The organism is Leptolyngbya sp. CCNP1308, from assembly GCF_034932455.1.
Classification (GTDB): domain Bacteria; phylum Cyanobacteriota; class Cyanobacteriia; order Phormidesmidales; family Phormidesmidaceae; genus Nodosilinea.
Window position 1 is genome coordinate 166,642 of the sequence record NZ_JAYGIH010000072.1, and the last position, 25,789, is coordinate 192,430.

Annotated in this window: 26 protein-coding genes and 1 pseudogene; 12 read left to right on the top strand and 15 right to left on the bottom strand. The window is 56.7% G+C overall.

Annotated features, from left to right (window positions below):
* Positions 1–138: 138 nt before the first annotated feature.
* Together VB780_RS15025 and VB780_RS15030 are read left to right on the top strand one after the other, a co-directional pair.
* Complete coding sequence (locus VB780_RS15025) at positions 139–387, top strand: nucleotidyltransferase family protein (protein WP_323351972.1); 249 nt, start codon at positions 139–141, stop codon at positions 385–387.
* A pseudogene (locus tag VB780_RS15030) lies at positions 377–724 on the top strand (DUF86 domain-containing protein). The gene VB780_RS15025 and the pseudogene VB780_RS15030 overlap by 11 nt, the downstream one beginning before the upstream one ends.
* 11 nt (positions 725–735) lie before the next feature.
* On the opposite strand, the gene VB780_RS15035 reads toward VB780_RS15030, so the two are convergent.
* From VB780_RS15035 to VB780_RS15060, 6 genes are all read right to left on the bottom strand, one after another.
* Positions 736–1,767, bottom strand: coding sequence for an aromatic ring-hydroxylating dioxygenase subunit alpha (locus VB780_RS15035; RefSeq protein WP_323351973.1), 1,032 nt, complete (start codon positions 1,765–1,767; stop codon positions 736–738).
* Positions 1,768–1,802: 35 nt separating this feature from the next.
* Entirely contained in the window at positions 1,803–2,111 is a 309-nt protein-coding gene (locus VB780_RS15040) for an isochorismate lyase (protein WP_323351974.1), read from the bottom strand.
* Positions 2,112–2,143: 32 nt separating this feature from the next.
* A complete protein-coding gene (locus VB780_RS15045; RefSeq protein WP_323351975.1) occupies positions 2,144–3,214 on the bottom strand; it encodes an aromatic ring-hydroxylating dioxygenase subunit alpha in 1,071 nt (356 codons plus the stop codon).
* 82 nt (positions 3,215–3,296) lie between these two features.
* Positions 3,297–4,133, bottom strand: a complete 837-nt coding sequence (locus VB780_RS15050) for an ABC transporter permease (protein WP_323351976.1) — start codon at positions 4,131–4,133, stop codon at positions 3,297–3,299.
* Positions 4,134–4,248: 115 nt separating this feature from the next.
* A complete protein-coding gene (locus VB780_RS15055; protein WP_323351977.1) occupies positions 4,249–5,052 on the bottom strand; it encodes an ABC transporter ATP-binding protein in 804 nt (267 codons plus the stop codon).
* A gap of 137 nt (positions 5,053–5,189) precedes the next feature.
* Positions 5,190–6,275 carry an ABC transporter substrate-binding protein gene (locus VB780_RS15060; protein ID WP_323351978.1) on the bottom strand — a complete coding sequence of 362 codons (1,086 nt, stop codon included), beginning with the start codon at positions 6,273–6,275 and terminating at the stop codon, positions 5,190–5,192.
* A gap of 201 nt (positions 6,276–6,476) precedes the next feature.
* Between VB780_RS15060 and VB780_RS15065 the strand changes: the two genes are divergently transcribed.
* The 3 genes from VB780_RS15065 to VB780_RS15075 are packed head-to-tail and all read left to right on the top strand — an operon-like array spanning position 6,477 to position 8,811.
* Positions 6,477–7,253 carry a GntR family transcriptional regulator gene (locus VB780_RS15065; RefSeq protein ID WP_323351979.1) on the top strand — a complete coding sequence of 259 codons (777 nt, stop codon included), beginning with the start codon at positions 6,477–6,479 and terminating at the stop codon, positions 7,251–7,253.
* A gap of 32 nt (positions 7,254–7,285) precedes the next feature.
* Positions 7,286–8,338: a formylglycine-generating enzyme family protein gene (locus tag VB780_RS15070; RefSeq protein WP_323351980.1), complete on the top strand. Its 1,053-nt coding sequence runs from the start codon at positions 7,286–7,288 to the stop codon at positions 8,336–8,338.
* A 38-nt stretch (positions 8,339–8,376) separates the two neighbouring features.
* The gene (locus VB780_RS15075; protein WP_323351981.1) at positions 8,377–8,811 is read left to right on the top strand and encodes a hypothetical protein; all 435 of its coding nucleotides are present in this window, start codon (positions 8,377–8,379) and stop codon (positions 8,809–8,811) included.
* A gap of 609 nt (positions 8,812–9,420) precedes the next feature.
* Here the strand turns inward: VB780_RS15075 and gntK are convergent.
* Both gntK and VB780_RS15085 read right to left on the bottom strand, forming a co-directional pair.
* Complete coding sequence (gene gntK / locus VB780_RS15080) at positions 9,421–10,977, bottom strand: gluconokinase (RefSeq protein ID WP_323351982.1); 1,557 nt, start codon at positions 10,975–10,977, stop codon at positions 9,421–9,423.
* An 81-nt stretch (positions 10,978–11,058) separates the two neighbouring features.
* Entirely contained in the window at positions 11,059–12,411 is a 1,353-nt protein-coding gene (locus VB780_RS15085) for a gluconate:H+ symporter (protein WP_323351983.1), read from the bottom strand.
* 854 nt (positions 12,412–13,265) lie between these two features.
* Here VB780_RS15085 and VB780_RS15090 point away from each other — a divergent pair.
* The gene (locus tag VB780_RS15090; protein WP_323351984.1) at positions 13,266–13,697 is read left to right on the top strand and encodes a hypothetical protein; all 432 of its coding nucleotides are present in this window, start codon (positions 13,266–13,268) and stop codon (positions 13,695–13,697) included.
* A gap of 244 nt (positions 13,698–13,941) precedes the next feature.
* On the opposite strand, the gene VB780_RS15095 is transcribed toward VB780_RS15090, so the two are convergent.
* Complete coding sequence (locus VB780_RS15095; protein ID WP_323351985.1) at positions 13,942–14,175, bottom strand: photosystem II protein, Psb35-related; 234 nt, start codon at positions 14,173–14,175, stop codon at positions 13,942–13,944.
* 351 nt (positions 14,176–14,526) lie between these two features.
* Between VB780_RS15095 and VB780_RS15100 the strand changes: the two genes are divergently transcribed.
* Positions 14,527–15,204 (top strand): pentapeptide repeat-containing protein, encoded by a 678-nt coding sequence (locus VB780_RS15100; RefSeq protein WP_323351986.1) that lies wholly within the window; start codon positions 14,527–14,529, stop codon positions 15,202–15,204.
* 70 nt (positions 15,205–15,274) lie between these two features.
* On the opposite strand, the gene VB780_RS15105 is transcribed toward VB780_RS15100, so the two are convergent.
* Positions 15,275–16,141, bottom strand: coding sequence for an MlaE family lipid ABC transporter permease subunit (locus tag VB780_RS15105; RefSeq protein WP_323351988.1), 867 nt, complete (start codon positions 16,139–16,141; stop codon positions 15,275–15,277).
* Positions 16,142–16,718: 577 nt separating this feature from the next.
* Between VB780_RS15105 and VB780_RS15110 the strand changes: the two genes are divergently transcribed.
* From VB780_RS15110 to VB780_RS15130, 5 genes are all read left to right on the top strand, one after another.
* Positions 16,719–17,723, top strand: a complete 1,005-nt coding sequence (locus VB780_RS15110; RefSeq protein ID WP_323351989.1) for a hypothetical protein — start codon at positions 16,719–16,721, stop codon at positions 17,721–17,723.
* 44 nt (positions 17,724–17,767) lie between these two features.
* Positions 17,768–18,181, top strand: a complete 414-nt coding sequence (locus VB780_RS15115) for a hypothetical protein (RefSeq protein WP_323351990.1) — start codon at positions 17,768–17,770, stop codon at positions 18,179–18,181.
* A 172-nt stretch (positions 18,182–18,353) separates the two neighbouring features.
* Positions 18,354–18,761 (top strand): hypothetical protein, encoded by a 408-nt coding sequence (locus VB780_RS15120; protein WP_323351991.1) that lies wholly within the window; start codon positions 18,354–18,356, stop codon positions 18,759–18,761.
* A 79-nt stretch (positions 18,762–18,840) separates the two neighbouring features.
* Positions 18,841–20,946, top strand: coding sequence for a hypothetical protein (locus VB780_RS15125; RefSeq protein ID WP_323351992.1), 2,106 nt, complete (start codon positions 18,841–18,843; stop codon positions 20,944–20,946).
* 322 nt (positions 20,947–21,268) lie between these two features.
* Complete coding sequence (locus tag VB780_RS15130; protein ID WP_323351993.1) at positions 21,269–22,468, top strand: hypothetical protein; 1,200 nt, start codon at positions 21,269–21,271, stop codon at positions 22,466–22,468.
* A 226-nt stretch (positions 22,469–22,694) separates the two neighbouring features.
* On the opposite strand, the gene VB780_RS15135 is transcribed toward VB780_RS15130, so the two are convergent.
* The 5 genes from VB780_RS15135 to coaD form a co-directional block, all read right to left on the bottom strand.
* Positions 22,695–23,219: a PAM68 family protein gene (locus VB780_RS15135; protein WP_323351994.1), complete on the bottom strand. Its 525-nt coding sequence runs from the start codon at positions 23,217–23,219 to the stop codon at positions 22,695–22,697.
* Positions 23,220–23,475: 256 nt separating this feature from the next.
* Entirely contained in the window at positions 23,476–23,745 is a 270-nt protein-coding gene (gene rpsO / locus VB780_RS15140; protein WP_275334442.1) for a 30S ribosomal protein S15, read from the bottom strand.
* A 103-nt stretch (positions 23,746–23,848) separates the two neighbouring features.
* Positions 23,849–24,475 carry a Holliday junction branch migration protein RuvA gene (ruvA, locus tag VB780_RS15145; protein WP_323351995.1) on the bottom strand — a complete coding sequence of 209 codons (627 nt, stop codon included), beginning with the start codon at positions 24,473–24,475 and terminating at the stop codon, positions 23,849–23,851.
* Positions 24,472–25,296, bottom strand: a complete 825-nt coding sequence (locus VB780_RS15150; RefSeq protein ID WP_323351996.1) for a hypothetical protein — start codon at positions 25,294–25,296, stop codon at positions 24,472–24,474. The genes ruvA and VB780_RS15150 overlap by 4 nt, the downstream gene beginning before the upstream one ends.
* Positions 25,206–25,757: a pantetheine-phosphate adenylyltransferase gene (gene coaD / locus VB780_RS15155; RefSeq protein WP_323351997.1), complete on the bottom strand. Its 552-nt coding sequence runs from the start codon at positions 25,755–25,757 to the stop codon at positions 25,206–25,208. The genes VB780_RS15150 and coaD overlap by 91 nt, the downstream gene beginning before the upstream one ends.
* Positions 25,758–25,789 lie beyond the last annotated feature (32 nt).

Below are 25,789 nucleotides of genomic sequence, written 5' to 3' on the forward strand. Positions count from 1 at the left end.
TTGCTGCCTAGGGCTGACATCTGAAAACTCAGAAGCCTTATGGGGAGAGGGCTTTGTCTTCTGAACTGCACCTAAATCCAAATGGATAAAGTCGAGCTTAGTACAAACGAGGTTCTCAGCCAAATTAGGGCCCATAGAATGACCCTCGAAACAATGGGGGTGAAGTCGCTTGGGTTGTTTGGCTCTGTCGCTCGCCATGAAGCCGATGCCGAAAGTGACGTAGATATTTTGGTGGAATTCTCTGAGCCAGTGGGGTTTTTTCAAGTCTTTGATATCCAATACTTTTTAGAAGATTTGCTTCAGTGCTCCATTGACCTGGGCACGGTAAACCCTCTAAAAGAACACCTGCGAACCCCTGTTTTAGAGGATATGATTCGTGTCTTCTAGGGATTGGCGATCGCGAGTTCAAGATATTTTGCTCGCCATTGGAACAATTCAGCAGCGTACTCAAGGTCTTGACTTTCAGGCGTTTGAAGGCAATCCAATTCTCGTTGAGTCGGTGATCTATCAGCTCATTGTCATTGGTGAAGCTGCCGCCAATATTCCCCAAGACATTAACCAGCAGGCTCCAGAACTGCCCTGGCGGTAGATGACCGATATGCGCAACATCATGGCCCATGCGTACTTTCGAGTAGAGCGCACTATGGTTTGGGAAACCGCTGACAGCAACCTAACGCCGTTAATCGAGCCGTTACGCACCTTGCTACACAATGAATCTATCTAGCTGTACCGAACCTATACCTCAGCCAAAATATGCGCCTTGTCTTGAGCTGACCCATGGGCCTTGATCAGGGCGGCAAGCTGGCGGCGCATGATGATGCCAGGCTGGTCTGAAGGCATGTGCTGCTCCGCCGCCACGTCCACCGGGGTGTCGGAGTCGGTGGATTCGAGCACGACTTTGTCTTCGTCCACCACCTGGCGATCGAAGGCGACGATCGCCTCGGCGCTGGCGTCGGCCTCGCTATCGTTGCGAACGCAAAACTGCACGATTTGGGAGGTGCGATCGCCCACCGGAGTCGCCGCCGTAAAGATCAGGTGCATCAGTCCGTTGGGATAGGTGATTTTCAGCGTGCGGCTAAAGGGCACGTACCAGGTGGACTCAATGTCTCGCAGGGTTAGGCTGTCGGGAATGTTGAGAAGCTGCTGCTGGAGCGGCGGGTTGACCACGGGCACGGTGGCGTAGGCTTTGAGGCCCAGGTCCAGGGGCACCAGCTCCGACTTGACGGGTTTGGGCTGCTCCGTCACCCCAAACGATTCGGCGTGGACGATGCTGAAGTGGGCATTGTCGAAGGAGTTCTCCATCACCCGCAGGCCGCTGCACTGCCAGGGTTCATAGAACTGGGGAATCAGCCGATTTTCGGGAGCGTCGGCCTCAGGAATTTCGGGCAGGGGCAGCAGGGGATCGTCGGCTAGACAGACCCAAGCATAGCCGTAGCGCTCGGCACAATGGAAGGCCTCGACTCGGTAGGCCTTGGGAATCGCCGCACCGGGGTCGAGCTGGGGGACTTTGGTGCAGGATCCAGATTTGTCGTAAGCCCAGCCATGGTAGGGGCAGCGCACGCAGCCCTCTTGCACAATGCCCATGGAGAGTTTGGCAGAGCGGTGGCAGCAGCGATCGCGCAATGCAGCCGGTTCCCCCTCCGCCGTCAGCCACAGCACCAGGGGTTCGCCGAGCAGCGTGAAGGATTGGGGGCCGTCAATGAGATCGACGATCGGCATGACGGGGTACCAAAATCGCCGCAGCACGGGTTCTTGGGTAACGAGCATGGGGTTCTCCAAAGGGTGGATGAGGGGGTTAGGACTTAGGATTGTTGAGCTTGAGACTGTTGCCAGTGCTTCATTTCTTCGGCAATGAAGTGGTTGACCAGGTCGCGGTAGAGGGCGGCGATCGCATCACCGTTCAGCCCTTCTTCCTCGGCCCAAACCCGGCGCTGCTGGAGCATAGCCTGAAAGCGATCGGGGGCTTTAACCGCCGCCTCGCTGGTTTTGAACTTAGAGGCGGCTTTGACGTAGGCAAACCGCTGGCCGAGTAGGGCGATCACTTGGCGATCGAGGCGATCAATTTCGGCGCGAATTTCGGCCATATTCTGGCACTGATCGGGGGTATTCATAGGCCCGTAGGGAGATGGAGCGATGCGTCACATTAACCAACGCTAGCCTCTTCCAGAATTTTGGGCGCTGGAGATGACGGATGATCTGGTCGTCGCTGTTCGACTTCGCCGTGGGCCTTCAGCAGCTTAGCTAAGCGGTGGCGCATGAGAATGCCGGGGCGATCGCTCGCCATATGCTGTTCTTCGGCCAGAGTTAGCGGTGCATCGTAGTCGGTACCTTCGAGAATTACGCGATCTTCGGAGGTCACCTGGCGATCGAAGGCGATGATGTCGGCGGCTTTGGCCTCGGCTTCTGTATCATTGCGCAGGCAGAACTGCACCACCTGGGAGTGCTGATCGTCGATGGGGGTGTACGCGGTGAAGATCACGTGCTCTAGCCCGTTGGGATACTGAATTTTCAGCGTGCGGGCAAAGGGCATGTACCAGGTACGGGTGTTGGTGCGGATAGTTTTCTCCCCCTCAATGCCCAGATTTCTCTTTTGCAGATCGGGGTTGAGCACCTCTAGCCAGTGCTTCATCACAAAGCCAAAGTCGGTCTCGGTAACGTTGTCAATCGGCGGCGGCTGGGGGTTCGCCATATCGCCCCAGGAGCTAGCGTGGACGAAGTTCCCGTGGGCGCTGTCGAAGGAATTTTCAATGGCGCGCAGCCCTCCCACCTGCCACGGCTCGTAAAATTCGTGGATGAACCGAAAGTTAGTGTCAGCAAATTCAGGAATCTCGGGAATCGGCTGGAGGGGGTGTTCATCTAGGCAGACCCAGACGTAGCCGTAGCGCTCAACGCAGTGAAAGGCATCGACTCGATAGGTCTTGGGGATCGCTGCGCCCGCATCGAGCTGAGGTACGTTGGTGCAGGTGCCGCTGGCATCGTACTGCCAGCCGTGGTAAGGGCAGCGCACGCAGCCATCTTTGACAATACCTTTCGAGAGCTGAGCCGAACGGTGACAGCAGCGATCGCGCAGGGCAGCGGGCTTGCCGTCGCCATCAATCCACAGCACCAGCGGTTGTTCTAGCAGGGTAAAGGATTGCGGGCCATTGAGCAGATTGTCGAGGGGAATAACGGGATACCAAAATCGCCGCAGGACGGGTTGTTGAGTGGTGAGCATGGGTTAGGTGGGAGTAGGTAGGTGGATGGGGTGGAGAGAAATTCAAAATTCAAAGTTCAAAATTTTGCATTTTGCATTCGCCCTAGTTCTCGTGTTTTATGGCGCTGGCGTGCCAGTCTTTGAGCAGATAGTTCGACAGGGCCGAGAGCAGGGCAAAAATGGCGATACCCGACACCGTGATCAGCAGCAGCGCCGCAAACATGCGGGGAATTTGCAGGTTGTAGCCCGCCATCAAAATTTGGTAGGCCAACCCCGATTCGGCACCACCCGTCCCGGCGACGAATTCTGCGACTACGGCTCCAATTAACGCTAATCCGCCACTAATTCGCAGCCCGGCTAAGAAATAGGGCAGGCTGGTAGGCAGGCGCAGGTGCCAGAGGGTCTGCCAGCGGTTGGCCTTGTTGAGCTTAAACAGGTTCACTAACGAGGGATCGGTGCTGTTCAGCCCCAGCACCGTATTCGACACGATGGGGAAAAAGGCCACAATCCAGGCACAGACCACCAGAGCGGCGAAGGTGTTGCTTTTCAGCCAGATGATGATCAGCGGCGCAACGGCGACAATCGGCGTGGTTTGCAGCAGCACCGCGTAGGGAAAAAAGCTGCGCTCGATCCATTTACTCTGGGCAAAGAGAATGGCGACGAACAGGCCCGAGACGGTCGCCAGCACCAGGGCGGTGAAGGCAATCTTCATGGTCACAAACCAGGAGGGGATTAGCGTTGGCCAGTCCGTCGCCAGGGTTTGCAGAATCAGCAGGGGGCCGGGCAGGATGTAGGCGGGCGTATTGGTGATCCGCACGGCCAGTTCCCACAGGGTGAGCAGAACTAGGCCGACCATCACCGGAGCCAGCACGTCGGGGGAGAGGAGCGCCTTGAGCCACCGGGGCTGGGTTTGGGGTTGTTCTAGGGCGGGAGAGAGCATGAAAGTACCAATTTTGGATTTCGGCTTTTCCGGCTCCCCTCTCCCCTGGGTGAGGGGTTGGGGGAGAGGGCGTTGGGGGGTGGTGGGCAGTGCCCACCCTACAGGGGAATGCCTCCTACAACGCCAGCGCCATAGCCTCGCCCATGGCCTCGGACAGGCTGTGGGAGACATCGCGGCAGTAGCGGTTGAACTGGGCGGAGGTGCGGTAGTCGGGGTCGCGGGGGTGGGGGCTGTCGATCGCAATTTCCGCCACCACTCTTCCCGGTTTCGAGGCCATCACCACCACTCGGTGGGCCAGGTATACCGCCTCATAAATGCTGTGGGTGACAAACAAAATCGTCAGGTTGCGCTGATGCTGGAGCTGGAGTAAATCCTGGTTGAGCTTGCCTCGGGTCATCTCATCCAGCGCGCCGAAGGGTTCATCCATCAGCAGCACGCTGGGGCGGGTGACCAGGGCGCGGGCGATCGAGGCCCGCATTTTCATGCCGCCGGAGAGTTCGCGGGGGTAGACGCGCTCGAAACCCTGGAGACCGACCTGGGCGATCGCCTCCGAAACCAGCTCCAGCGCCTGCCGTTTGGGCACCCCCGCCAGCTTCAGCGGCAGGCGAATGTTGTCGATCACCGTGGCCCAGGGCATGAGCGCCGCTTCTTGGAAAACGTAGGCCAGCTTGTGACTGTCGCTGCTCTGCCAAGTCATGCGCCCGGTGGTCAGATCGCCCAGTTCTGAAATAATTCTCAGTACCGTACTCTTCCCGCAGCCCGATGGCCCCACCAAACTGGTAATCGTCCCCGGCTCCACCGCCAGGTTAAAGTCTTGCAGGGCTACTGTGCCGTTGGCATAGGTTTTGCCCACATGCTCCAGGGTGAGGATGGGTTGGGTCTGCATGGCGATCGCATTGGGTAACGTTGAAACAATCATCGGCCAAACCTCCGGCCTGGAGGGTCGAGAGTGAACAATTCGATAGCGGGCGGATAGGCGTACTTTGGTTTGAATTTTTAAGGAGGTTAGGCTATGCCATCCCCTGCTGGGAGGGTTGCCCAGAGGGCGGGGTGAGTTTAGCTCTGATACGCATCAGCCCCTTTGTTCACAAAGTCCAGAGAATACGCCTGCTTATAGTCCACCGAGGCGTCAAACGCGCCCAGGTCGGCCATAGTGGTAAAAATCTCCTGCCAGCGCTCCGCCGTCATCGCCCCAATGCCCTGGGTTTCGGCATCGCCGCTATTGATAATGCCGTACTCATTGAGCTTTTCTAAGCCAAAGGCTAGCTGTTCGTCGCTCATCTCGGGGTTGTCTTGCTTAATCAGCTCGTTGCCGGGGGCCGGGTCTGCTAAGTAGCTATACCAGCCCTTAATCGAGGCATCTACAAACCGTTGCACCAGGTCGGGGTTGCTCTCCATAATTTCGCGGCGGGTCTCAATGGTGGTGGTGTAGTTGGGATAGCCATGGTCGGCCATCAGCAGTACCACCGGCTCAAAGCCACCCTCCTTTTCAATGGCAAAGGGTTCTGAGGTAATGTAACCCTGCTGCACCAAGTTTTTGTCAGCCACAAACGGCCCCACGTTGAAGGTGTAAACCCCCATCTGGTCGTCACTCAGGCCATACTTTGCCTTGATGAAGGGCCAGTAGGTGGTGTGGGCACTGGTGGACATCAAAATGGTTTTGCCCTTCAGGTCTTCAAAGGATTCAATACCCACATCGGGGTGAGCCATTAGACCCTGGGGGTCTTTCTGAAAGATCGCCGCCACGGTCACCTTGGGCACCCCTTCTTGAATGGAGTTGATGGCGTCGATCGCATAGCCCATCTTGAAATCCTGCGCCCCAGCCATCAGCAGCTGGTTGCCATTCACCTGGGGGCCACCCATGCTGATGGTCACATCCAGCCCATGCTCGTTATAAATGCCCGTGGCCACGGCCTGGTAAAAACCGCCGTGCTCGGCCTGGGCAAACCAGCTGGTGCCAAAGGTCACTTTATCTAGCTCACCTTCACCAGGGGCCGCAGCCGAGTCAGCGGGAGCCGTCGCACTGGGGGAACCGCCACAGGCAGCCAGCACCCCGGCCCCCAGAGCCAGAGAGCTATAGCGGAGAAATCGACGCCGATTGAGCGCTACGGCAAACGCATCTGCACTACGAGAAACTGTCATGGCAAAACGCTCAGCTAGAGGAGAACAACAGCAAAACCTTCCAGACCGGGAGCCAACTACGACTCCCCAAGAAATTCTTAACCCCTAGTATTCAGAACCTAGGAGGTTGCGTATACTAGACATACACCGCTGAATGCCTTCGTGAATTCAACGTTGTATACAAGAAACGTTAAGGGCTTTAATCCATCGCTTCTGTAGCCTTTGGCACTATTTTTTGTTCATCCTGACATCTGGAGTGCGATCGTGGTCAAAGCAGGTTTTCAGGCTCCTGGGGCTCAGACAGCCAAGGCCCAAGCCCCCCCGGCAGGTCGTAAACCATCGGGCAGCAGCGTCGATCGCATCTATCAGCAGCTCAAGCAAATGGCGATGACCTACAAGTTTCGCCCCGGCGAACCCCTCAACGAGGTAGAACTAGCCGCCTCCTTCGGCGTCAGCCGCACCCCTCTGCGCGAAGTGCTCAACCGCCTGGTGGCCGAGGGGTTACTCGACTTCGTGCCCCGCAAAGGTTTCTCCTGCAAACCGCTGGATACCAAGCGCGTCTTTGACCTCTACGAAGTGCGCTGCGGCCTGGAGATGATGAGCGCCAAGCTGGCTACCCAGCGCGCTAGCGACGACGAAATCGATGCCCTCATTCAATTTTGGAAGGCCGCTGCCGAAAAGTTTTGCACACTTACCCCCGTAGACTGCGCCCGCTGCGACGAAACCTTCCACGAGCGGCTGGCAGAGCTATCGCAGAACAGCGAGCTGCTGCACATGCTGCAAAACGTCAACGCCCGCGCCCACTACCTACGACTGATCTCAATGGAGCAAGAGCCCTACCGCCGCAACACCTGCGCCGAGCACCAGCTAATTTTGCAGGCCATCCAAGACCGCAATGTGGAGGCGGCGGTGAACTGTATGGCCGCTCACGTCAGCCTGCGCCAAGAGCAGCTGGTGGAAGTCATTAAAGAAGGCGTGGCACGGCTCTACATGAGTTGAGCAAAAAATGTTAAATAGACGTCAAAAAATTTATGGAAAACCAAGATCTACCCGAAGACGTTCAGGAGTTGATTAAGCAACTGCCTGAAGACCGTCAAGAAAATCTTAAAGAAATAACTCAATCCGCAGTCAGGTATATGGAATCCGTTGTCTTACCTAGACAAGATTTTGTATATCCTGAAGCGCAAGAATCACTTCAACTGCCTTTAATAAAAGATATTCAACATCAAAGCTTAGAGTTTGATACTGTTGTCCTAGAGGATAACGAAATTAAAACCATTCACAAGACGGCCCAATATTTTACTGAAGATTTAGGAAGCGATACTAAGCTGGACATGATTTTGATTCCCAGCGGAGACTTCACCATGGGTTCGCCTGAGGAGGACACTTACGTCGGCTCGCCTCCACCGCATGAAGTGACAGTTTCTGAGTTTTATATGGGCAAGTTTCAGGTTACGCAAAAGCAGTGGAAAGTCATCATGCAGCATAATCTTTCTTCCCATGAAGGCGATGATCTGCCTGTGGAAAATGTTTCATGGTGTGACGCTATTGAGTTTTGCACGAGGGTTTCTGCACTAACAGGAAGGAGTTACAGATTACCAAGCGAAGCCGAGTGGGAATATGCCTGCCGTGCTGGTACTACTACTTACTATAGTTTTGGTTCAGAAATTAACACTCGACTCGCGAATTACTGGGATATGGATGCTTCTGAAAGCTTGCCTGTAGAAGCCCCTATTCCATCAGAGGGGTGTGTAGCGGCTTACAACCCAGATGGAGTGCAGTACTTGCAAACAATGCCGGTTGGCAGTTATTTCCCAAATGCATTTGGGCTTTACGACATGCACGGTAATGTTTATGAGCTTTGCCAAGATGCCTGGCATTATGACTACACAGGCGCACCTAACGATGGCAGTGCATGGGGAAGTGGAAGAGATACAGGCTTAGTTGTCATTAGAGGCGGTTCATTTGATTACTACGATTTCAACTGCTGCTCAGCATTTCGCTCTGATACCGGAATAAGTTACAGGTATCACGGTACTGGGTTTCGAGTTGCGTGTTCAATAAGTGATTTGAGAACAACTTAAATAGTATTTTTTCCATTGCGTCGATAAATCTAATTGTGATGAAGCGAGGCATTCGTATAACTAAAGTTAGGCTCGACAACGATACGGTTGAACTGAGAATCTCTGTGTCAGGCGGAGAATCGCTATTCTCGAATCGGGTCTATGTTGGGTACTCGCAGCTTGCTGATATTGTTGCACAGCTTGATGTATTTAAAGACCATATCTACGGCGGCCTGCTAGATATCCAATTTGGGGAGTTTGGCCCAGAGTATGCTATGGGAGCATTTCACGCACGGTTTCATTTTGCGAAGCCAGGTGAACTTTACATCAGTTGTAAGCAGCAGTCAGAATTCAAAGATTTTTCGGTCACAAAAGTCGCTAGTGAAGCAAAATTTTATTTAAAAACAGAGCCTGCTCTCTTGGATAATTTTTTAAATGATTTAAAGAGCCTCTATGAGAAGAGAAGTGAGGAAGCTTATCTTGAAACGATCTGATTAGAGCTTTTTTAGCGATCGCATCCATACCAATTATTCTACAAACCCCCGAGACCGATACAGTTCTAGGTCATTTTTGCCGAACAGTTCTGCAAAGCTGAACTGTTGCGGTAGCAATTCGCTGTAGCTGCATCTGTTCCGGTCGCCGCAGGTACACGAAAATTGAGCTATCGAACACAGCGATCGCGGGTTTTACCCAAACGAGCGGCGTTCCTCCCTCAAACTTTCTGACTAGTCGGAGGACGATCGCCATCATCAAGCTTGTCGTCCCTTCTGTCGGCCTGTGAGGCATTGGGGGTGGCTGGATTGCGCGATCGCTTGGCAAAACATGGTCACACCACAACATAAAAGGAGCTAGCATGCTTAGAGCCAATCACATTTCCAAAACGGTTCACAACCCTCAGGGCTGGACCCAACGCCTGCAAAACGCAATGACTCAGTTTTGGCGCTTTAGTAGTTTCTATGGTGACTACCAGTCTCTGCCTCCGGCGGAACGGCGACGGTTTGTTATCGAGCGACAAAAGCGAGACCAATAAGTTGCCCCTAAGTTGGCGAAACAGTGATTTGCTGGCTGCATTGGGGGGATGGTGGGCAGTGCCCACCCTACATTTAGGGTAAGTCGATGTTGCTTAGTTCGGCTTGCAGAGCGGCGATCGCATCGTATTCCCGCTCAAACACCACCGTCAGGTGCTCGAACACCGGCAAAATCTTTTGGTAGGCCCGCACATTCTCTGCGATCGGCTGGTGGCGATAGGTTTCGCCAATCATGGTTGATACTGCATCTAGGGAGGGCACTCGGCGCAGGGCGTAGAGGCCCAGCACTGCCGCCCCCAGGCACGAGCTTTCGTAGTGCTCCGGAATCGTCACCTCGCGGTTAAAGATATCGGCCATCATCTGTCGCCACAGGGGTGACTCGGCAAAGCCCCCCGTCGCCTGAATTAGAGTGGCGGGGCCAGCAAAATCTTCTAGCGCCTTAAGCACCAGGTAGAGGTTGTAGACAATGCCCTCCAGCACCGATCGCACCAGGTGAGACTTGGTGTGCTTGACGCTGAGGCCAAAAAGCGAGGCCCGCGCATTGGCATTCCACAGAGGCGATCGCTCGCCCATTAGGTAGGGGTGAAACAGCAGCCCCTCGGAACCGGCAGGCACCGCCGCCGCCATCTGGGTCAGCAGGCTGTACACATCTTTGCCCAGGCGTTTAGATGTCGCTACCTCGGCATCGGCCAACTGGTCGCGCACCCAGCGCAGGGCAATGCCGCCGTTGTTCACCGCGCCGCCAATCACCCAGTGGTGCTCGGTGAGGGGGTAGCAGAACAGCCGCTCTTGGGGGTCGGTCATGGGGCGATCGACCACGGCCCGCACCGCGCCGCTGGTGCCCACGGTGACGGCGACCAAGCCTGGCGAAATCGCCCCCACCCCCAGATTCGACAGCACGCCATCGCTGGCCCCCGCAATCAGCGGTGTCTCGGTCCGCAGGCCCATGGCCTCGGCCATGGCGGGCTTGAGCCCGGTGAGCACGGCAGAGGTGGGCACCAGTTCTGACAGGGAAGCGGGGGTGACTCCGGCGATCGCCAGCGCCTCCGCATCCCAATCCAGAGTCTCGATATTCAGCAGCCCCATGGCCGTGGCAATGGAGTGGTCAACTACGTAGCGACCCAGCAGCCGATAAAACACATATTCTTTGATCGAAATAAACCGCGCCGCCCGCTGAAACAGCTCGGGCCGCTCGTGGCGCAGCCAGGCCAGCTTCACCAGGGGCGACATGGGGTGAATTGGGGTGCCGGTACGTCGATAGACGGCGTGGCCATCCATATCGGCCTTGATGCGCTTTTCCCAGCCGGCGCTGCGGTTGTCGGCCCAGGTGATGCTGCGGGTAATAGGCTTACCGGCCGCATCGACCAAAATCAGGCTGTGCATCGCCGAGCTAAAGCAAAGCCCCAACACCTGGGAAGGGTTGAGCACGTAGGCTTCCATCAGCCGCCGCACGGTTTTGACCACGGCGGCAAAGATCTCCTCCGGGTCTTGCTCGGCGGTAGCGACATCGGGGGTGTAAAGGGGATAGGTGACCAGGGCTTTGCCCACCACCTTGCCCGCCTCGGTAAACAGCACCGACTTGGTGCTGGTGGTGCCAATATCGACCCCGATGATGTAGTTTTGGTCAGTCATAGTGAGGAAGGGTGTGAGAAAGGTTGACGGGGGGCAAACGCTGTAGGGGCAAACGATCGTTTGCCCCTACAGCGTTTGCCCCTATAGAAAGAGACTCACGATCAGCATAATCCCCAGGCCCACCAGGCCAACGATGGTTTCCATCACCGTCCACGATTGCAGGGTCTGCTTCTCGGTCATGCCCAAAAATTTGCCCACCAGCCAAAAGCCCGAATCGTTGACGTGGGAGAGCACCGTGGCACCCGATGCGATCGCAATTACAATCGCCGCCACCATGGGGGCTGAATAGTTGGCCATCTCCACAGCCGGAGCCACCAGGCCCGCCGCCGTCACCATCGACACGGTGGCTGACCCCTGGCTGACCCGCACCACCGTGGCAATCAAAAACGCCAGCAGAATGATCGGCAAATTTGAGGCGGCCATCGCCCCGGCCAGGGCTTCTCCGACCCCGGTTTCAATCAGAGTACGGCCAAACACGCCGCCTGCCCCGGTGACCAAAATGATCATGCCGATGGGCTCAAACGACTTGGTGGCAATGCGCTGAATGTCGTTGCGGGTGTAGCCCCGCATAGTGCCTAAAAAGTAGAACGACAGCAGCGTCACCAGGGTAAGCGCCACAAACGGGTGCCCAATAAAGGCCGCCCAGTTGCGCACCGCGTTGCCCTCGGGCAGCGTTACCCCCAGCACGGTGTTGAGCAAAATCAGCACCAGGGGAATCGCCACCAGGGTGATCACCATCGTAAAGCTGGGCAGGTCTTTGAGCGGTGTGCCCTGGGGCGGTGGGGCAGCTTCTTCCATCTCGGCGGGGACGTTGAGGTGAATTTTGCCCGCAATTTTTTTGCCGAAAAAGACCCCTCCAATGGCCATGGCCGGAATGCCCGCGATCAGGCCCATGAGAATCACCCAGCCCAGGTCGGCTCCAATCAGCGAGGCCACTGCCACCGGCCCCGGCGTCGGCGGAATGAATGAGTGGCCCACCGCAATGCCTGCCACCAGCGGAATGGCGTAGTAGAGCAGCGATCGCCCCGTGCGCCGTCCCAGGCTATACACCAGCGGAATCGACAAAATCAGCGCCACATCAAAAAATACCGGAATGGCAATCACTAGCCCGGCCAGGCCCAAGGCCCACTGGGCATTGTTTTCGCCAAACTTTTTTACCAGGGAGTTGGCGATCTGCTCGGCCCCGCCCGACACCTGCAACATCTCGCCAAACATCGCCCCCAGGGCAATCACAATGGCGATGTAGCCCAGGGTATTGCCCATCCCCGTCTGAATCACCCCGGCAATTTCAGCGGGGGGAATGCCGCCAATAACGGCGACGAAAAGACTCACCAACAGCAGGGCCAAAAAGGCCTGCAGCCGCACCACAATCACTAAAAAAAGCAGCAGGGCAATGCCCAACACTGCAATAAACAACAACGAAAAAGTAGACATCTTTGAAAACCCTAAACATCGATCATCGAGCAGCCATCTCACCCAACGCTTTGCGCCGCAGGGGAGTTTTAATCGTCACAAGTAGGCTAAAAATTTCTGGATTTCAAAAAGGTCAATCAGCCAAAAGACAGATATTTTACAATCGATGCCCCGCAATGAAAGGCTTGAGGCAACTATTCAACCTAGCTCAGACGCTATCTAAACCGCAACTCTGGCGCTAAACCAGGGGCGAACGCCCTCGATTCAGATTCAGCAGTTATTGTCATCAAAAAATCAGAAGAAAATAAAGTCTCTGTTTTTCTGAGACTCTAGTGCCGAAATTTCGTGTCAACTTTTATCTTAAAAAGAAAGGGTCAGTAAATATGAATCTGATTTACAAAAATAAACTGATATCCCATAAAAATGGAGAGATGACTGTTATCAACAAGACATCTCTCCATCGTTTCATCTGAGCAAAGTTGCCCCTAGCCCTTCATTAGTCGTCCAGAGTTGTAGCTTGCACAGCTCCGGCGTGCCGATTGGCAGTGCCCCGATAGCAGCCGCAGCAGATGCCGCTCGTCATGGTGTGCCGCCCTCGACTCGCGCCCTGGGGCACTGCCCCAATTGTCTGCTGCGATCGCCCAAAATGTCGTTCGTCAGCGTAGACTTATCCACCCTCGCAGCCTCGATCAGCGCTAGGGTAGGCCGTAAGTGCTGGGTAGGGCAGGCCGCTGCCCCTGCCTCAGGCAGAGCGTCGCCAACCTTGAAATAAATCTATAAATCCTGAGGGGGTGACTAAAATTCTGGCTCATTCAGGGAACACTAGCGCCCAGAGAACTTTCTCTAATAAACCAGTGACTGTTTAAGGGATAGTGATGATTAATGTTACTGCGGCTATCTTGTTAGCTCTTGGCATAACACTAGACTCTCTAGGAGAAAACTATACGCTTTTGGCGGCGATCGGCATTTTGTTCGCCATGGCGTTCTTCTTATTAATGTATCTGCAATATCCAGTTCTATTTACCGGCGCAGCGCGATATCCCTTAGCCAGAAAGTATTTTCCCCTTGTCCGCTGGGCCATCTTTGGCGTTTACTTCGCCGACCTGTCTACCACGCTCATGCGCTACTACGACGGCCCCGAGTTGAGCATTTCTGTCCATGCGTACAGCATTTGGGCTGGGGTTTACCTGGTGGTCTACAGCCTAGCCATCTTGACTGGGCCGCCCAAGCAGCGGCGGCGCAAAAAAATCGTCCTTCGCTATGGCCGAAGACGTTGGCAAGAGCAATTAGTCCCTGTTCCGGTCTGATACTCAGCCCAAAATTAACGCATTTAACCCAAATTATTCTCGAATTGTCAATATTCTCTCTCCCTGCCGCTAAAAAAGATAATTGTCTCGATCTAATCTCCAAATCCTTAGGATTGATCGGGATTTGCTTGCTGGCGATCGCAGCAACAGTAAAAAGCCGTCCCCGATTCGGGAACGGCTTTTAGAAGTAGGAGCCCTACAGGAACAGCTAATACGGCTAGCAGGTGGCAGTGGCCAAGTTGCTCTACTGGCCGGATATCGCTTGGCTAGAAAAGGCATCGCCACTGTAGGCAGGGACGCGATCGCCGAAATCAGTGGACTGGCCGGTCACCGACTGCGCCAACTGGTCAAAGGAGTCAGAACGCCAGTTGCGCTCGTGGATGGGCTTGGTTTGCTCGCCCCGAAAGTAAGCCTGGGTACCAATCAGAGCCGCGGCAACCCAGCCAACTACAAAGAGAGAAATCAGTAGAGCAGTCATAGGTAGAACCTCCAGTTCGGGATCGGGACAGTCGCAAAATACGCCGCTTACCAAACTCAGATTGGCAGGCAATGCCGACGCATTTCGCTTATGTAACTTAATGTAAAACAAATGTAACAAAATGTCAAATTAAGTTGCGCCAAGTAAATGCAAGGTGCTAAGCCCTAGGCCGCAACTGCGATCTCCGAGCACCCGGAAACAATGGGCCGCTTTAGGCCTGTCAACCCTTTAGAGCATGAACGGCTCCTGGGCAACCAGCCGCAGCTCTCTAGGGAGACACAAATATTTAAAGAGGCTGTCGGGTACGAGCCCTCTAAAACCACCTAGGATGACATTAAGGGTCATGCGCCAGTGACCAGTCACCGCAAGGGTTCCGAGCGACTGGTTAGACGCGTCAGTCATCTAAAGTGTGCAGGCGATCGCCTCCCTGCGATCGCTCCATCCCAGTCTGCTCTTCACGGCCTGCCCATGTATCCCTACACCCGCTATTCCCTTGATCTCCTCACCCAAAACTACACCCGTGGGCAGCTTCAGTTTCACCATCTCGATCTGCGAAACGTCTCGCTGGAGGGCATCAAGCTGCCCTTTGTAGAATTTATTGACTGCAACCTCTCTGGCTTAAATCTGTCGGGCGCGTTTATGCCTGGGGGCGTGTTTACCCACAGCCTGTTTCGCAAGAGCAAGCTCAACTGGGCTAACTTGATTGGCAGCGACTTTTTTCGGGCCGACTTATCGGCTGTTCAGATGAGCCGGGCGCTGCTGTCAGGGGCCAAGCTGACGGGCGCTAATTTTCAGGGGGCAACGCTCAAGGAAACCGTTCTCAGCGGTAGCGATCTGCGCGGGGCTAACCTCAAGCGGGCCAACTTGCGCGGCGCTAACCTCAGCTACGCCAACCTCCAGGGAGCTGACCTGCGCGACGCTGACCTCACTGACACCGATCTCGACGGGGCCAATCTGATCGGGGCCATGATGCCTGACAACACCTACATTGACTATCGCTTTGATCTGCTGCCCGCCGGAGCAGACTAGCCTCTATATGGGTTGACGCCCCTGGCTAATTGGCAGTTATCGAGAGGATGAGGCAAGGTGGGCGATCGCGCTAGTGCAGCGCTACCCCGGTGCCCCCAAACAAGACCAAAGACAGAAAAAAGTCGACCATAAAGAGCCCTACCCAGGTGGTAACCACCGCTGAAGTCGCTGCCCGACCGACCGATCGACTACAGGTGGTCGTTAGGCCCCAGGTGCAGCCCGCCAGGGCCACGAGTGCCCCAAACAGAACCGATTTGATCAAAACAGCAACCAGGTCGTTGAGCACCATCAGCGATCGCACCGAGTCTAAAAACTGCCCGACCGGCATTTCGTAGAACAAAAAGGCCACCCCCGCGCCGCCCGCGATGCCCAGCACCAGGCCCAATACCGTGAGTACCGGCAGCATTACGCAGCAGGCCACCACCCGAGGCACTACCAGATAGTCAATCGGATCTGTGCGCAGCACTTTGAGGGCGTCGATCTGGTCGGTCACCTTCATACAGCCAATTTCGGCAGCGTAGGCGGTGCCCACCTGCCCAGCCATAATGGCCGCAGTCAGAATGGGAGCCAGTTCTCGACAAAAGGCCATGGCAAAGGCACCCCCCAGGGCATGCATGGCCCCAAAGCGCTCTAGCTCGCGGGCGGTTTGAATAGTGAAAATCATCCCGGCAAAAACGTTCGTTAGCAGCACGGGGGTGAGGGTCTGTGGCCCCGCTGCAACCATCTGCTCTAGGGTGCGTTGGCGGTTAACTCTAAACCGCAAAATGCGCATCAGCACTTGCCCACCCAAAAAGCAGCCCATCACCATGTGATAAGGACAGGATTTTGGCCGCACTGCCATTGGCGCTCGGGAGTCAGTCCTAGGGCTACAGCCTGAGTTGGTTAGCTCTGGCAGGGCGAGAGAACGCCGCAGGGTTTTGTCGTAGGCCTTAACCATGGCAAAAACTCATAGGGTAGATCGGGCACGGGCAAATTACTAAGCTCAGAGTGCCCCAATAGAGCAGTTCCGTGGATCTATCTTGCAACGGCAGGGACGATAAAAAAGGTCTCCTGCCCCAGGGTCAAACCAAGCGTTTACAACGGCTACACCGTGCTGCAAGCCAGTACAGTCGCCATTGCCAAGACGAGCCCCAAAGGGCAATTGTGATAAATCGTCACCCGAGTGACCTCAATTTACAGAGTCGGCCTGAGTTACTGCCGTTTCTGCGGATAGTTTTTACATTGCTGGCCTAGGGGCGGGGCAAAACCGTCCGGCAGAACGGATCCCAATACTTATGTCACGTCTAGATCAGGCTATAGCTGGCCGATTGGTCAGCTATCCCGCTGCGGCTTCTCAAAAAGCCAAGCAGAATAGTACGCTCTTAGTACATATCCCCAGGAATGTGGTACACTTGTATCATATTCCTTCGGGGCTCTACTCGGTCTGGTGACTGATGGTCAACTCTGCACCAGTCAAAGTAGCCCGAAGGGTGGGGTTTGTAGTTTTTGGCGGCTCTCCACTCGGGTACTGGGCAATGGATTTTCAAAGCATTCAAACCAAACTCACCAATACGGTCAACGCCCTGAGCCAAAGCGATACCACCGTGCAGGTGGACTGGGCGGGGGAACCGGCGCTAGGGTCAGCAGTGAGCAACGCCAAGCCTATCCCTGGAGGGTCGTCGCGCCCCGGCGTCGATTTTTCCACCGCTGTTGCGGCGCTGCAGTGGCGAGCCGAACAGGGAGCCACTGAGCCAGCAACCGATTCGCCGACTGGCTCAGCACCTGCGGAAGTTTATCTCAAACGCCTAAACGCCATGGCCCAGCGGATCAACCAGCTGTCGTCAGAGCAGGAGCGGGCGATCGCAGAAATGCAGCTTATTCGTGTTCGCCTGGCCCGCGTGTATCCCACCGTCAATCTCCAGGGACAGCCGATTGACCCCCCCGAACTCGACACCGATCGGGCTGTGCTGGCCTCGGCGGAGATAGATAATCAGGGCAACATCGTGCTGGCCTATCGAACCGCTCGCCCCAGCCCACCGCTTGGGCCTCGGGCTAACCCTATCCCTGCCGAGGAGCTGGCGGGCCATCTGCGCACCACCTACGGATCGCCTAGAAACCGAGGCCGAGGCCAGTGGAGCGCCCTTGCCACAGACCTGTTGGCCCTAGGGCAAGAGCCTGCCCAACTGATCGCTCAACTGAGTCGCACCCTCTGGGATGCCGGGTTGGCGATCGCCCGATTTGTCACCCCTCGCCAACCCAGGCCCCGCACCCCTAGTCGCCCTCTGGGGCATTCCACTGGGGGCGCGTCTCTCTCCCTTGTCGATGGGGTGCTGTGGCTGGGGGGTGGAGTCATCGGTCGACTGGCGCTCAATCTTCTGTTGGCTGCATTTCCGGCCCTTTGGTCGGTGGCGGTGGCAGCGATTACCGCCATCACCGCCTATGCTCTCTACCGAGCCACCCTGGCCCCCAAACTGGCCTTTGGCCCAGCTATTCGGGTGTTTCTATTGGTCTTAGGGCTGGTGGTGGGCGGCCAACTCTAGTGCGGTGTAGCTCCATTCTTCACTGAGTTTCAAGGAGTCAGCTTATGGTTTCAATGCATCCGCAGGGGGAGAGAATCACCCTGGCAACCGCCAAGCCCTTTATCGCCGGAGGAATTTTGCTGGCCATTGGGCTGCTGGCTATTGACGGTGAGGGGGTGGGGGGCTGGTTGCAGGCCGCCAGCCCTCAGAGCGCCGAGGGGTGCGAAAAAATTGTGCAGAGTACGGCCCAGCTCAGCCGTGAACAGCTCGCTCAGCTGCTGGTAGTACCCGAGCGAGACCCTAAAGAAAACGTGCGCAAGATTGTGGCCGAGCCCTACTGCAGTCTGTCCCAGCTCCAGGTGCGCTCTGGGGTGGTCTCAGAGCGCGAAGCCTACCCGATGGCTTGGGATCCTACCGTTCAACTAGTAATTTTGTACGAAAATGACGAGTACGCAGGCTACCGCTTTCGGTTTCAATAGTGCTCTGCTGTTGGTGAGCCAGTTTGGCTGGGGATGTTCGAGCCTGTGGGCGAAACGGCCATTGTTTCAGCCCAAATTTCCACGCTTGGGTGCACTGCCCCCTCGTCTAGGTCGGTTGGCCCTGGGGCTGGGCTTAGGCCTACTGATGGCTGGCCTGGGCAGCTGTGGCCGGTTGAGTTCAATTACACCCCGTCAGATCGTGCTGAAGCAGGCCTGGGAGATCGAATCGGGCGATCGCGTAGCCGGGCAGTTGGTCACCGGCAGCCTAGGCGATATTTCCCTGCGACTCCAGGGCGCGCGGCTGCGCGCTCCGTTTACGGGCCAGGTAGAGCTGGCCGCTAAGGGATTCAACTGCATTTATTTTTCGACCCCCGAGGTACCGGCCTACCTGTTTCGCTACTGCGGCGTTAGCCAACCGCGCGTGGGGCCAGTGGAGGCCGGTACCGTCATGGGGCGCGGGCGCTACATTCACTTTGCCACCCTGCGACGCCAGCCCGATGGCTCTTGGGCCATGGTTGAGCCCTCCGATCGCGTACTGGAGCGATCGCTCAATCGTCCGCCACCCCGCCTACCGTTCTAGGCCCAGCCGTACTTACTTCAGAATTCACGCTTCCTGCTTAGCACCCCAATATTCTCGGCAATCTATCCCCCGCTGCCCCATGAAGCTACATCCCACTCTTCTAGCCGCCAGTGTTCTGCTAGCCCTGTTTAGCCCCACTGCCGTACGGGCCGACGACGGCATTCTCAGCTTTGAGCTCGCACAGCCTCAGTGGGCCAAGCAGCCCCCCGTTGTCGAAGCCGCGGCCGCGGTCCCAGCGGTAGACATCACCAATCAGCCCCTGCCTATTCCGGCCCAGGCCATCAACCCGCCCATGCGCTACCACTCACCCCAGCAGCTTCCCGCTGGGGTGTATCGGCGCGGGGTCGCCGTAGGCCTCAACGAAAGCACGTCGGCCACCGCCCTGCTGCCCCCGGCTCCGCCGTTGCCCGAGGCCCCAGTGATGGTGGCAGCAGCTCCCCCGCCTGCCCCCGAGCCCCAGGCCGAGCCCCCCAAAGAACCCCCGATCTTAGCCCTCGACTTTGGCCTAGAGCCATCGGCCGCAGTGGTTATGGCCCAGGCCAAGGCAGCTGAGCCCAAAGTTCCGGCGAATCCGCTGCCGGGTTTGTTTGAAGGCAATTCAGACTCGCTGGTGGCCTGGGCCGTGGGCAGTGCTGAGGGCACCCGCACCCCCAATGGCGCTATCAATCCTGCCTACTTTGGCCACACTGACCCCGGCAACCGGGTGTGGAACATGGGTACATTTTCTTACCAGCACGGGGCCAACACGCCAGCAGAAGCCGATCAGAAGCAGCTAGCGCGGCTTCAAAACCAGGGCGATGTGCTGCGGGCAAGGGCGCTCAAACACGGCCTCAATCTCACTCTGGAAGAAACCCTCAACGGGCTAGATCTGGCGAATCAGTCGCCCCTGGCGGCGATTGGGCGGGTGGGCTACATTGAGCGGCTGGCTGAAGCTAAAGCCAACGGCTATGAGGGGTCGGAAGCTATTTTAGTCGCCCGCACCCGCTCTTATATCAACCCCAATACCGGACGCTGGAATGCGCCTGGCTTGGGCAATACGGAGCCCAGCATTCGCCGCGATCAGCAGCGTCGCGCCGATGCTGTTGCTAAGGCGATCGCCGCCTATGAAGCCCAAAATCCTGAACTTCATGCTCAGAATTGGGTGCTTACCCCCGCTCCCGAACCAGAAACCCCGGTTGCTCCCGAGATCGCAGCGGCGGAACCTGTGGACGAGGTCCTCCAGATGTGGACTTCTCCCAGCGACTCCGTTGCCCAAGCTGAACCGGCAGAAAACGAGGCGATCGCCGCCGCACCTGACCAGGAAACGACTGATGCAGATCCCTTGGCAGCACTCTGGCAAGTCACCGTCGATCGCTTCTCCCAGGCCGCATTACCGTCTGGGGGCAGCACCTCCCCCCAAATCGCCTCTATTGCTAACGTGCTGTTCAACCGAGGCGATACGCCTCCTCCTACAGCCGCCGCCGGAGCTGACGGCGATTCCCAGATTCTCCCAGAGCCGCCGTCTGACGATAGTGCAAAGCCCGCCGAACTGGAAGCGCTATTGCCCCCAGAGGGCTCACCCGTTACCGATAGCAGCAGTGCAGAGGCTGTAACAGAGGTAGCGCCGCTGGCGATCGCCCCCTCAGCCGAGGTGACAGAAGCAGAGTCCGCTGTGATTCCGGATCGGAGCGATTCGCAAATTGCGCCACCCTCCTGGGCCGATGCCAAGGAAGGCAGTCAGACCGTTGCGACTCCAGGGATGACTGTATCCCCTGTACCTGGGGCAGTTCCCGAAAGCACGGTCTACCTGCCCCAGGCCGACGCCCCAGCGCCCGAGCACCCGGCAGCAGCCACACCCCAGAAAGATGCTGGATCTCCCGCAACCGACCTGACGGCTCCATCTGAACCCTTGGCCGAGTCCCTAGCTCCAACCCCAGAGGCTGCCGAGCCAGTGGCTACCGATGTTGTTCCCGCTTCCCCACCCCAGGCATCGCCCTTAGAGATCCCCAGCCCGGCTGACCTAACGATTGCCCCCGCGCAGGAGGAACCCCTGGGGTTTGAACCGGTTAGCGCCGCCGATCTATCGGCTGAGCCTTCCCCGCCGGATGCAGAGACCGCAGCAGAAGCGGCGATCGCCCCATCGGCTCCCGAGCCAGGCCAGGCCCCCACCCCAGACACGGCTCGGGAAGGAGCACCGATGCTGTAGCTCCTAAATCACCGGTGGCAGAGTTGCCTGGGAAGCTCTGCGGGAAGAAAGCTGCGATCGCAGAGCCGTCAGCCGGTTTGCGGGAGCAGAGGAATGACGCATTAGCAAAAACCTGATGGCAATCATTTCTGATAGTGTTTTAGGCCTTAAAAACGCTTTTTTCATCAACCACAGCGCTCATAGGGCCAAGGAAGGAAGGCCTCAAGTCTGGTGTAATGGTAAAGTTTCCCATAAAGATTGGTAGGCTGGTCTTAAGAAATCAACCCTGTTTCTTGCCCCACGCATAGCATAGGGGAATCCTGATCGTTAACTTGCCAGGCCCATGCCGGAGCCCAACACCCCCGCGCTACCTAACGACCTGTTTGCCCTAGACGTACAAAGCGGCAGTAAGGCCATCGATAGCCGTCTCAACGTGGCTCAAATGCTGTCCCTAATCGACAGCATTTTGCCCTTTGAGGCCTGTCTTTACCACGAAATTATTCCTCTTTCGGTCGAGTCGAGCTGCCTACACCTCGGCATGGTCAACCCGTCAGATACTGTTGCGACAGAATATGCCCGCAGGCAAGTCTCATTTATTCACTGCTCAGTGAAGTCGTGGCCCGTGGCCTCTGACTGGCAGCGCAAAATGCTGTCTAAGTATCTAAGCTACGCATCTCGTCAAAAGGCTCGACCCCAGCCGCAGATTGAGGCACCGGCCCACGCCCAAAACCAGGCTGATGAGTTTCTGACCTTTATTGTTGACAGCCCTGAGGATCTGCGCAGCGATCGTCCGTTGGGGCCGGTCTCTGACCATCGCCCCGCCCCAACACCTGATCTGCCACCGACGCCTGACCCGCCACCGGCTCCTTCCCCTCCCCCCATAGACCCACCTTCAGCGGCTGATCCAGAGTCTCAACCCCTCACCCTTACCCTCAATCCGATTCTTAGCCAGGTGCCCCTCGATCAGCTGCATCGCTTGCCGCCGCCCAAACTCACCCAGGCACTGCTCTACCAGGTTTTAACCGAAGGTATTGGGCGGCTCTATTTAGAACGACGCCCCAACCATGGCCAGGTACTTTGGAGCAAAGATGGCGTGGTGCAGGCCGCGCTAAAAAACCTCAGCCTTGACCAGGTTCAAAGTGTGATCAACGAACTCAAACGGCTGACTCACCTGCCCCTATTGCCAACCACTCAATCTAAACAGGCCGATATTGAACGGCTATACCAAGGCGATCGCGTGCTGCTGCGCCTGCGGCTGATGGCAGGCACCCACGGCGAAGAAGCCACCCTCCAGGTGCTGCGGGGAGCGGCGCTGAAATTCTACCAACAGCAGCAAATCAAGCAGATGGGGGAAGACGCCCTCGGCGTCGCCCAAACCCTGCAAAAACGGATTTGCAAAATTCGCCAGCGGGCTCGCCAGTCGCTTACCATCGAACCTCCCTCGGCACGCACCCTAGAGGCCCTGAGCCAGCTACTCAAAACCATGGAAGATCAGATTGAACAAATTATGCAGGCGGCTGTCGAACCAGACAGTGAGGACTAGATCGGAGCGAACAGTTATGTTCTCAGAGTCCACCGCTATAGCTATAGTCACCCGGGGTAGGACATTTAGAAGACGTGCCAGCGTCTAGAGGGCAAATGTCTCTACCAGACTGGCTACAGCTATAAAAGTCTTCCCACCAAAACTTATCCGGAACCTCACTGCGATCGGCCCAGTGGCCCAGTTCACGTTCTCGGGAAGGATGTTTTTTAGTTTGAATACGCTGACCCTAACGCTCTGACTTAGCACCCCAAGCGCTAGTCATACGGCCAAAGTTGAGCCGAAACTCATCTAGTCCCAACCGGGTGCCGGGGCGATCTTCATCCCAGGAAGCCGACAGCACACCGTAGGTAAGCCCCACCACTCCTAAGCCAAAGCAGCCCAGGGTAACCAGTAGCACAAAATAAGAAGGCAACTCCACCACCTGATTGGCCACCAGGTAATAGCTGACGAAAAATGTCAGTATTCCTGCCCCGGTCGGGACGCCAGAAAAGGCCAGCATCCGCCGCAGCATGCGATCGCTCACCACCTCAGGAATAGCGGTCGCTGCACTAGCCGTCGGCTTAGCTTTCTCTTTCCTTTTAGAAGCAACCCCCGGCTTTGCCGGAGCAGTCTTCTTGGCAGAAGCTGATTTCTGAGCTGCAACCTTAGCCGCCGATGGCTTAGCAGCAGCCTTTTTGGACTCTTCAGCAGGCTTGGCAGCACTCTTGCGAGGCTCAAAGGGTAGGCGCTTGCGAGACGAATCAGGGGCCATAGCGCTACATGACAACAACAGAAATATTGAGGCCAGGCTGCTATCCCTACTCATTCAGCTTGGATGCGTAGCCTGGGCAAATTGCTTGCAGGTCTGACGTGGAAACACAGTTCCAGTCGTCAACCCAGCCTACGCGCAGTCTTTAGCCTTGAGCGGCTTTTGGACAACAGTTTATCCAGTGGTGGGCATTGCCCACCCTACAGTTACTGGATAACACTGGGTCGTCTTTCCTGGAAATCTTCTTGTCAGACAAGCTCTAGCCGCGAATACCGAGCTTTTGAATCAGAGCCCGGTAGCGCTCTGAGTCTTGCTTTTGCAGGTAGGCCATGAGGCGCTTGCGGTGGCCAATCATTTTGAGCAGGCCCCGGCGAGACGAGTAATCTTTTTTGTTTTTTTGCAGGTGGGTGCTCAGCTGATTGATCCGAGCGGTGAGCATAGCAATCTGCAAATCGGCAGAGCCGGTGTCAGTTTCGTGCACCTGGTAGTCGGAAATAAGTTCCTGCTTGCGCGCTTGCAACAGAGTCATGGGACAGACAGCTTCTCTAGAAGGATAGGTTTGAGTCAGGATTTTCCACTATAGCATAGGGGTCGCTGCCCCTATCAACTCTAGCCAGAAGTCGAAGGCAGGATTACTGGCTGAGCCAGGCGATCGCCTCGCGTACCCAGCTTTCAGGATCCGCCGTCTTTTGCAGAGTCGAGTTACGACCTACGGCTTGCAGCGTCTTGAGAATTTCGCTCTGGCTATAGCCCAGGGCGCTGAGGGTGGTTTCAACCTCTTCGTAGAGGGTAGGCACCGGCCCAGCCGTGGGCACCAGCCCCACACCCGACTGGGTCTGCCAGTCTTGGAGCTTGGTTTTGAGCTCTAGCACCAGGCGTTCGGCGGTTTTATTGCCCACCCCTGGGGTGCGCGACAGCAGGCGGATGTTGCCGCTCACCACGGCCTGAGTCAGCTCAGCTTCGCCCAGGGTATCGAGCAAAGCCAGGGCCATCTGGGGGCCAATGCCGCTGACGCTAATCAACAGCCGAAACAGGTCGCGCTCTTGCCGCAGGCCAAAGCCAAAGAGAACCGCCTGGTCTTCGCGAAAGTAGAGGTGGCTAAAGAGCTGCACCATCTCCCCTAGGGGCGGCAGCAGCGATAGCTGGCGGGCGGGCACCTGCATGTCATAGCCCACCTGATTCACGTCCAGGGTCAGGATGATTTTGTGGTTGCCAGGCTTTTGAATGTCGGCCAGCACCCCCTTGAGATAGCTGATCATGGGTCGGCGGCAGGCTTTTGCGGCGATCGGGGGCGATTGGCGAAGCGCTCTGTGCCCGCATCAGCTCGTGGATCTGACGGTGGGGGGCTCGGCGGAGGCGCTTTGCTAACCTTAGGTCGCTGGGTTGGCGCAGGGGCCGGGGGCTCTTTGACAGGCTGAAGGTGGCTGCGCCCGTTTTGAATGATGCGCAACATTTGAGAGAGCTGCTGCTCTACGTTGGAGAGTACCTGGTCGGCATAGCCATCGGCCTCCTGCTGAATCATGTCTTGCTCGTCTAGAGCCTTTTGGCGCAGAGCCTCCCATTCGCGCTGGGCCTGGAGCTGCATTTGCTCAATGTCGCCCATCACCTGGGTGCGCAGGCCGTCGCAGTCTTGCTGGGCCTGGGTTTTAAGCTGTTGAGCCATCTGCTCGGCCTGGCGCACAATGCCTAGCTCATCGAGCATTTGGGCAGCCTGCTGCTCAGCGGCGGCAATCAAGTCTTGGGCGTAGCGCTCGGCTTCGGCTAGCAGGGTGTTGCGCTGCTGCAAAATTTGCACCGCCTGACGAAAGGCCGGTGGCAGGTCGAGGCGAATGGCGTCGAGCTGGTCGAGCAGCTGATCTTCATCTACCAGGGTGCGACCGCTGAAAGGCACCCGCGGGCTGGCTAAAATCAGCTCTTCGAGCTTATTGAGCTCCTGCTGAATGTCAATATCACCGGGGTTGGGCAGGGCCGAATTGGTTTCCGCCGCCTCTACCGGCAATCCATTGGCTTGGGCACCGGCACTGCGGGGCTGGGCACTGCGGGGCTGGGCATTGAGGCGGGCGGGGTCTGGGCGTAGCATTGGTAAATGTCTCGCGCTACATGGTGGGGAACTAGGTGGTCGATGGGGCCGCCAAAGCGGGCGATTTCTTTAACCAGGCTGCTGCTAAGAAAGCTGTATTCAGTGGAAGTTGACAGAAAAAGAGTCTCAATGTCGTCGGCCAAGGTTTTATTAGTATGCGCCATTTGCAGCTCTTTTTCGAAATCGGAGAGCACTCGCAGCCCTCGCAGCAGCACCTGGGCATGGCGCTGCCTGGCGTAGTTAATAGTGAGACCGTCGTATTGGTCAATTTCAATATTGTTGAGATGTGCCACCGATCGCTCGATTTGCTGAATGCGCTCATCGGTAGAGAACATCGGCACCTTGTTGGGGTTGCTAGACACCAGCACAATCACCCGTTCAAACAATCGACTGCCACGGGTGATGATGTCTAAATGACCCAGGGTGATGGGGTCAAAACTGCCGGGATAGATGGCAATCAAAGCAGGCTAGCCAGTATTCCAGTATTAATGTG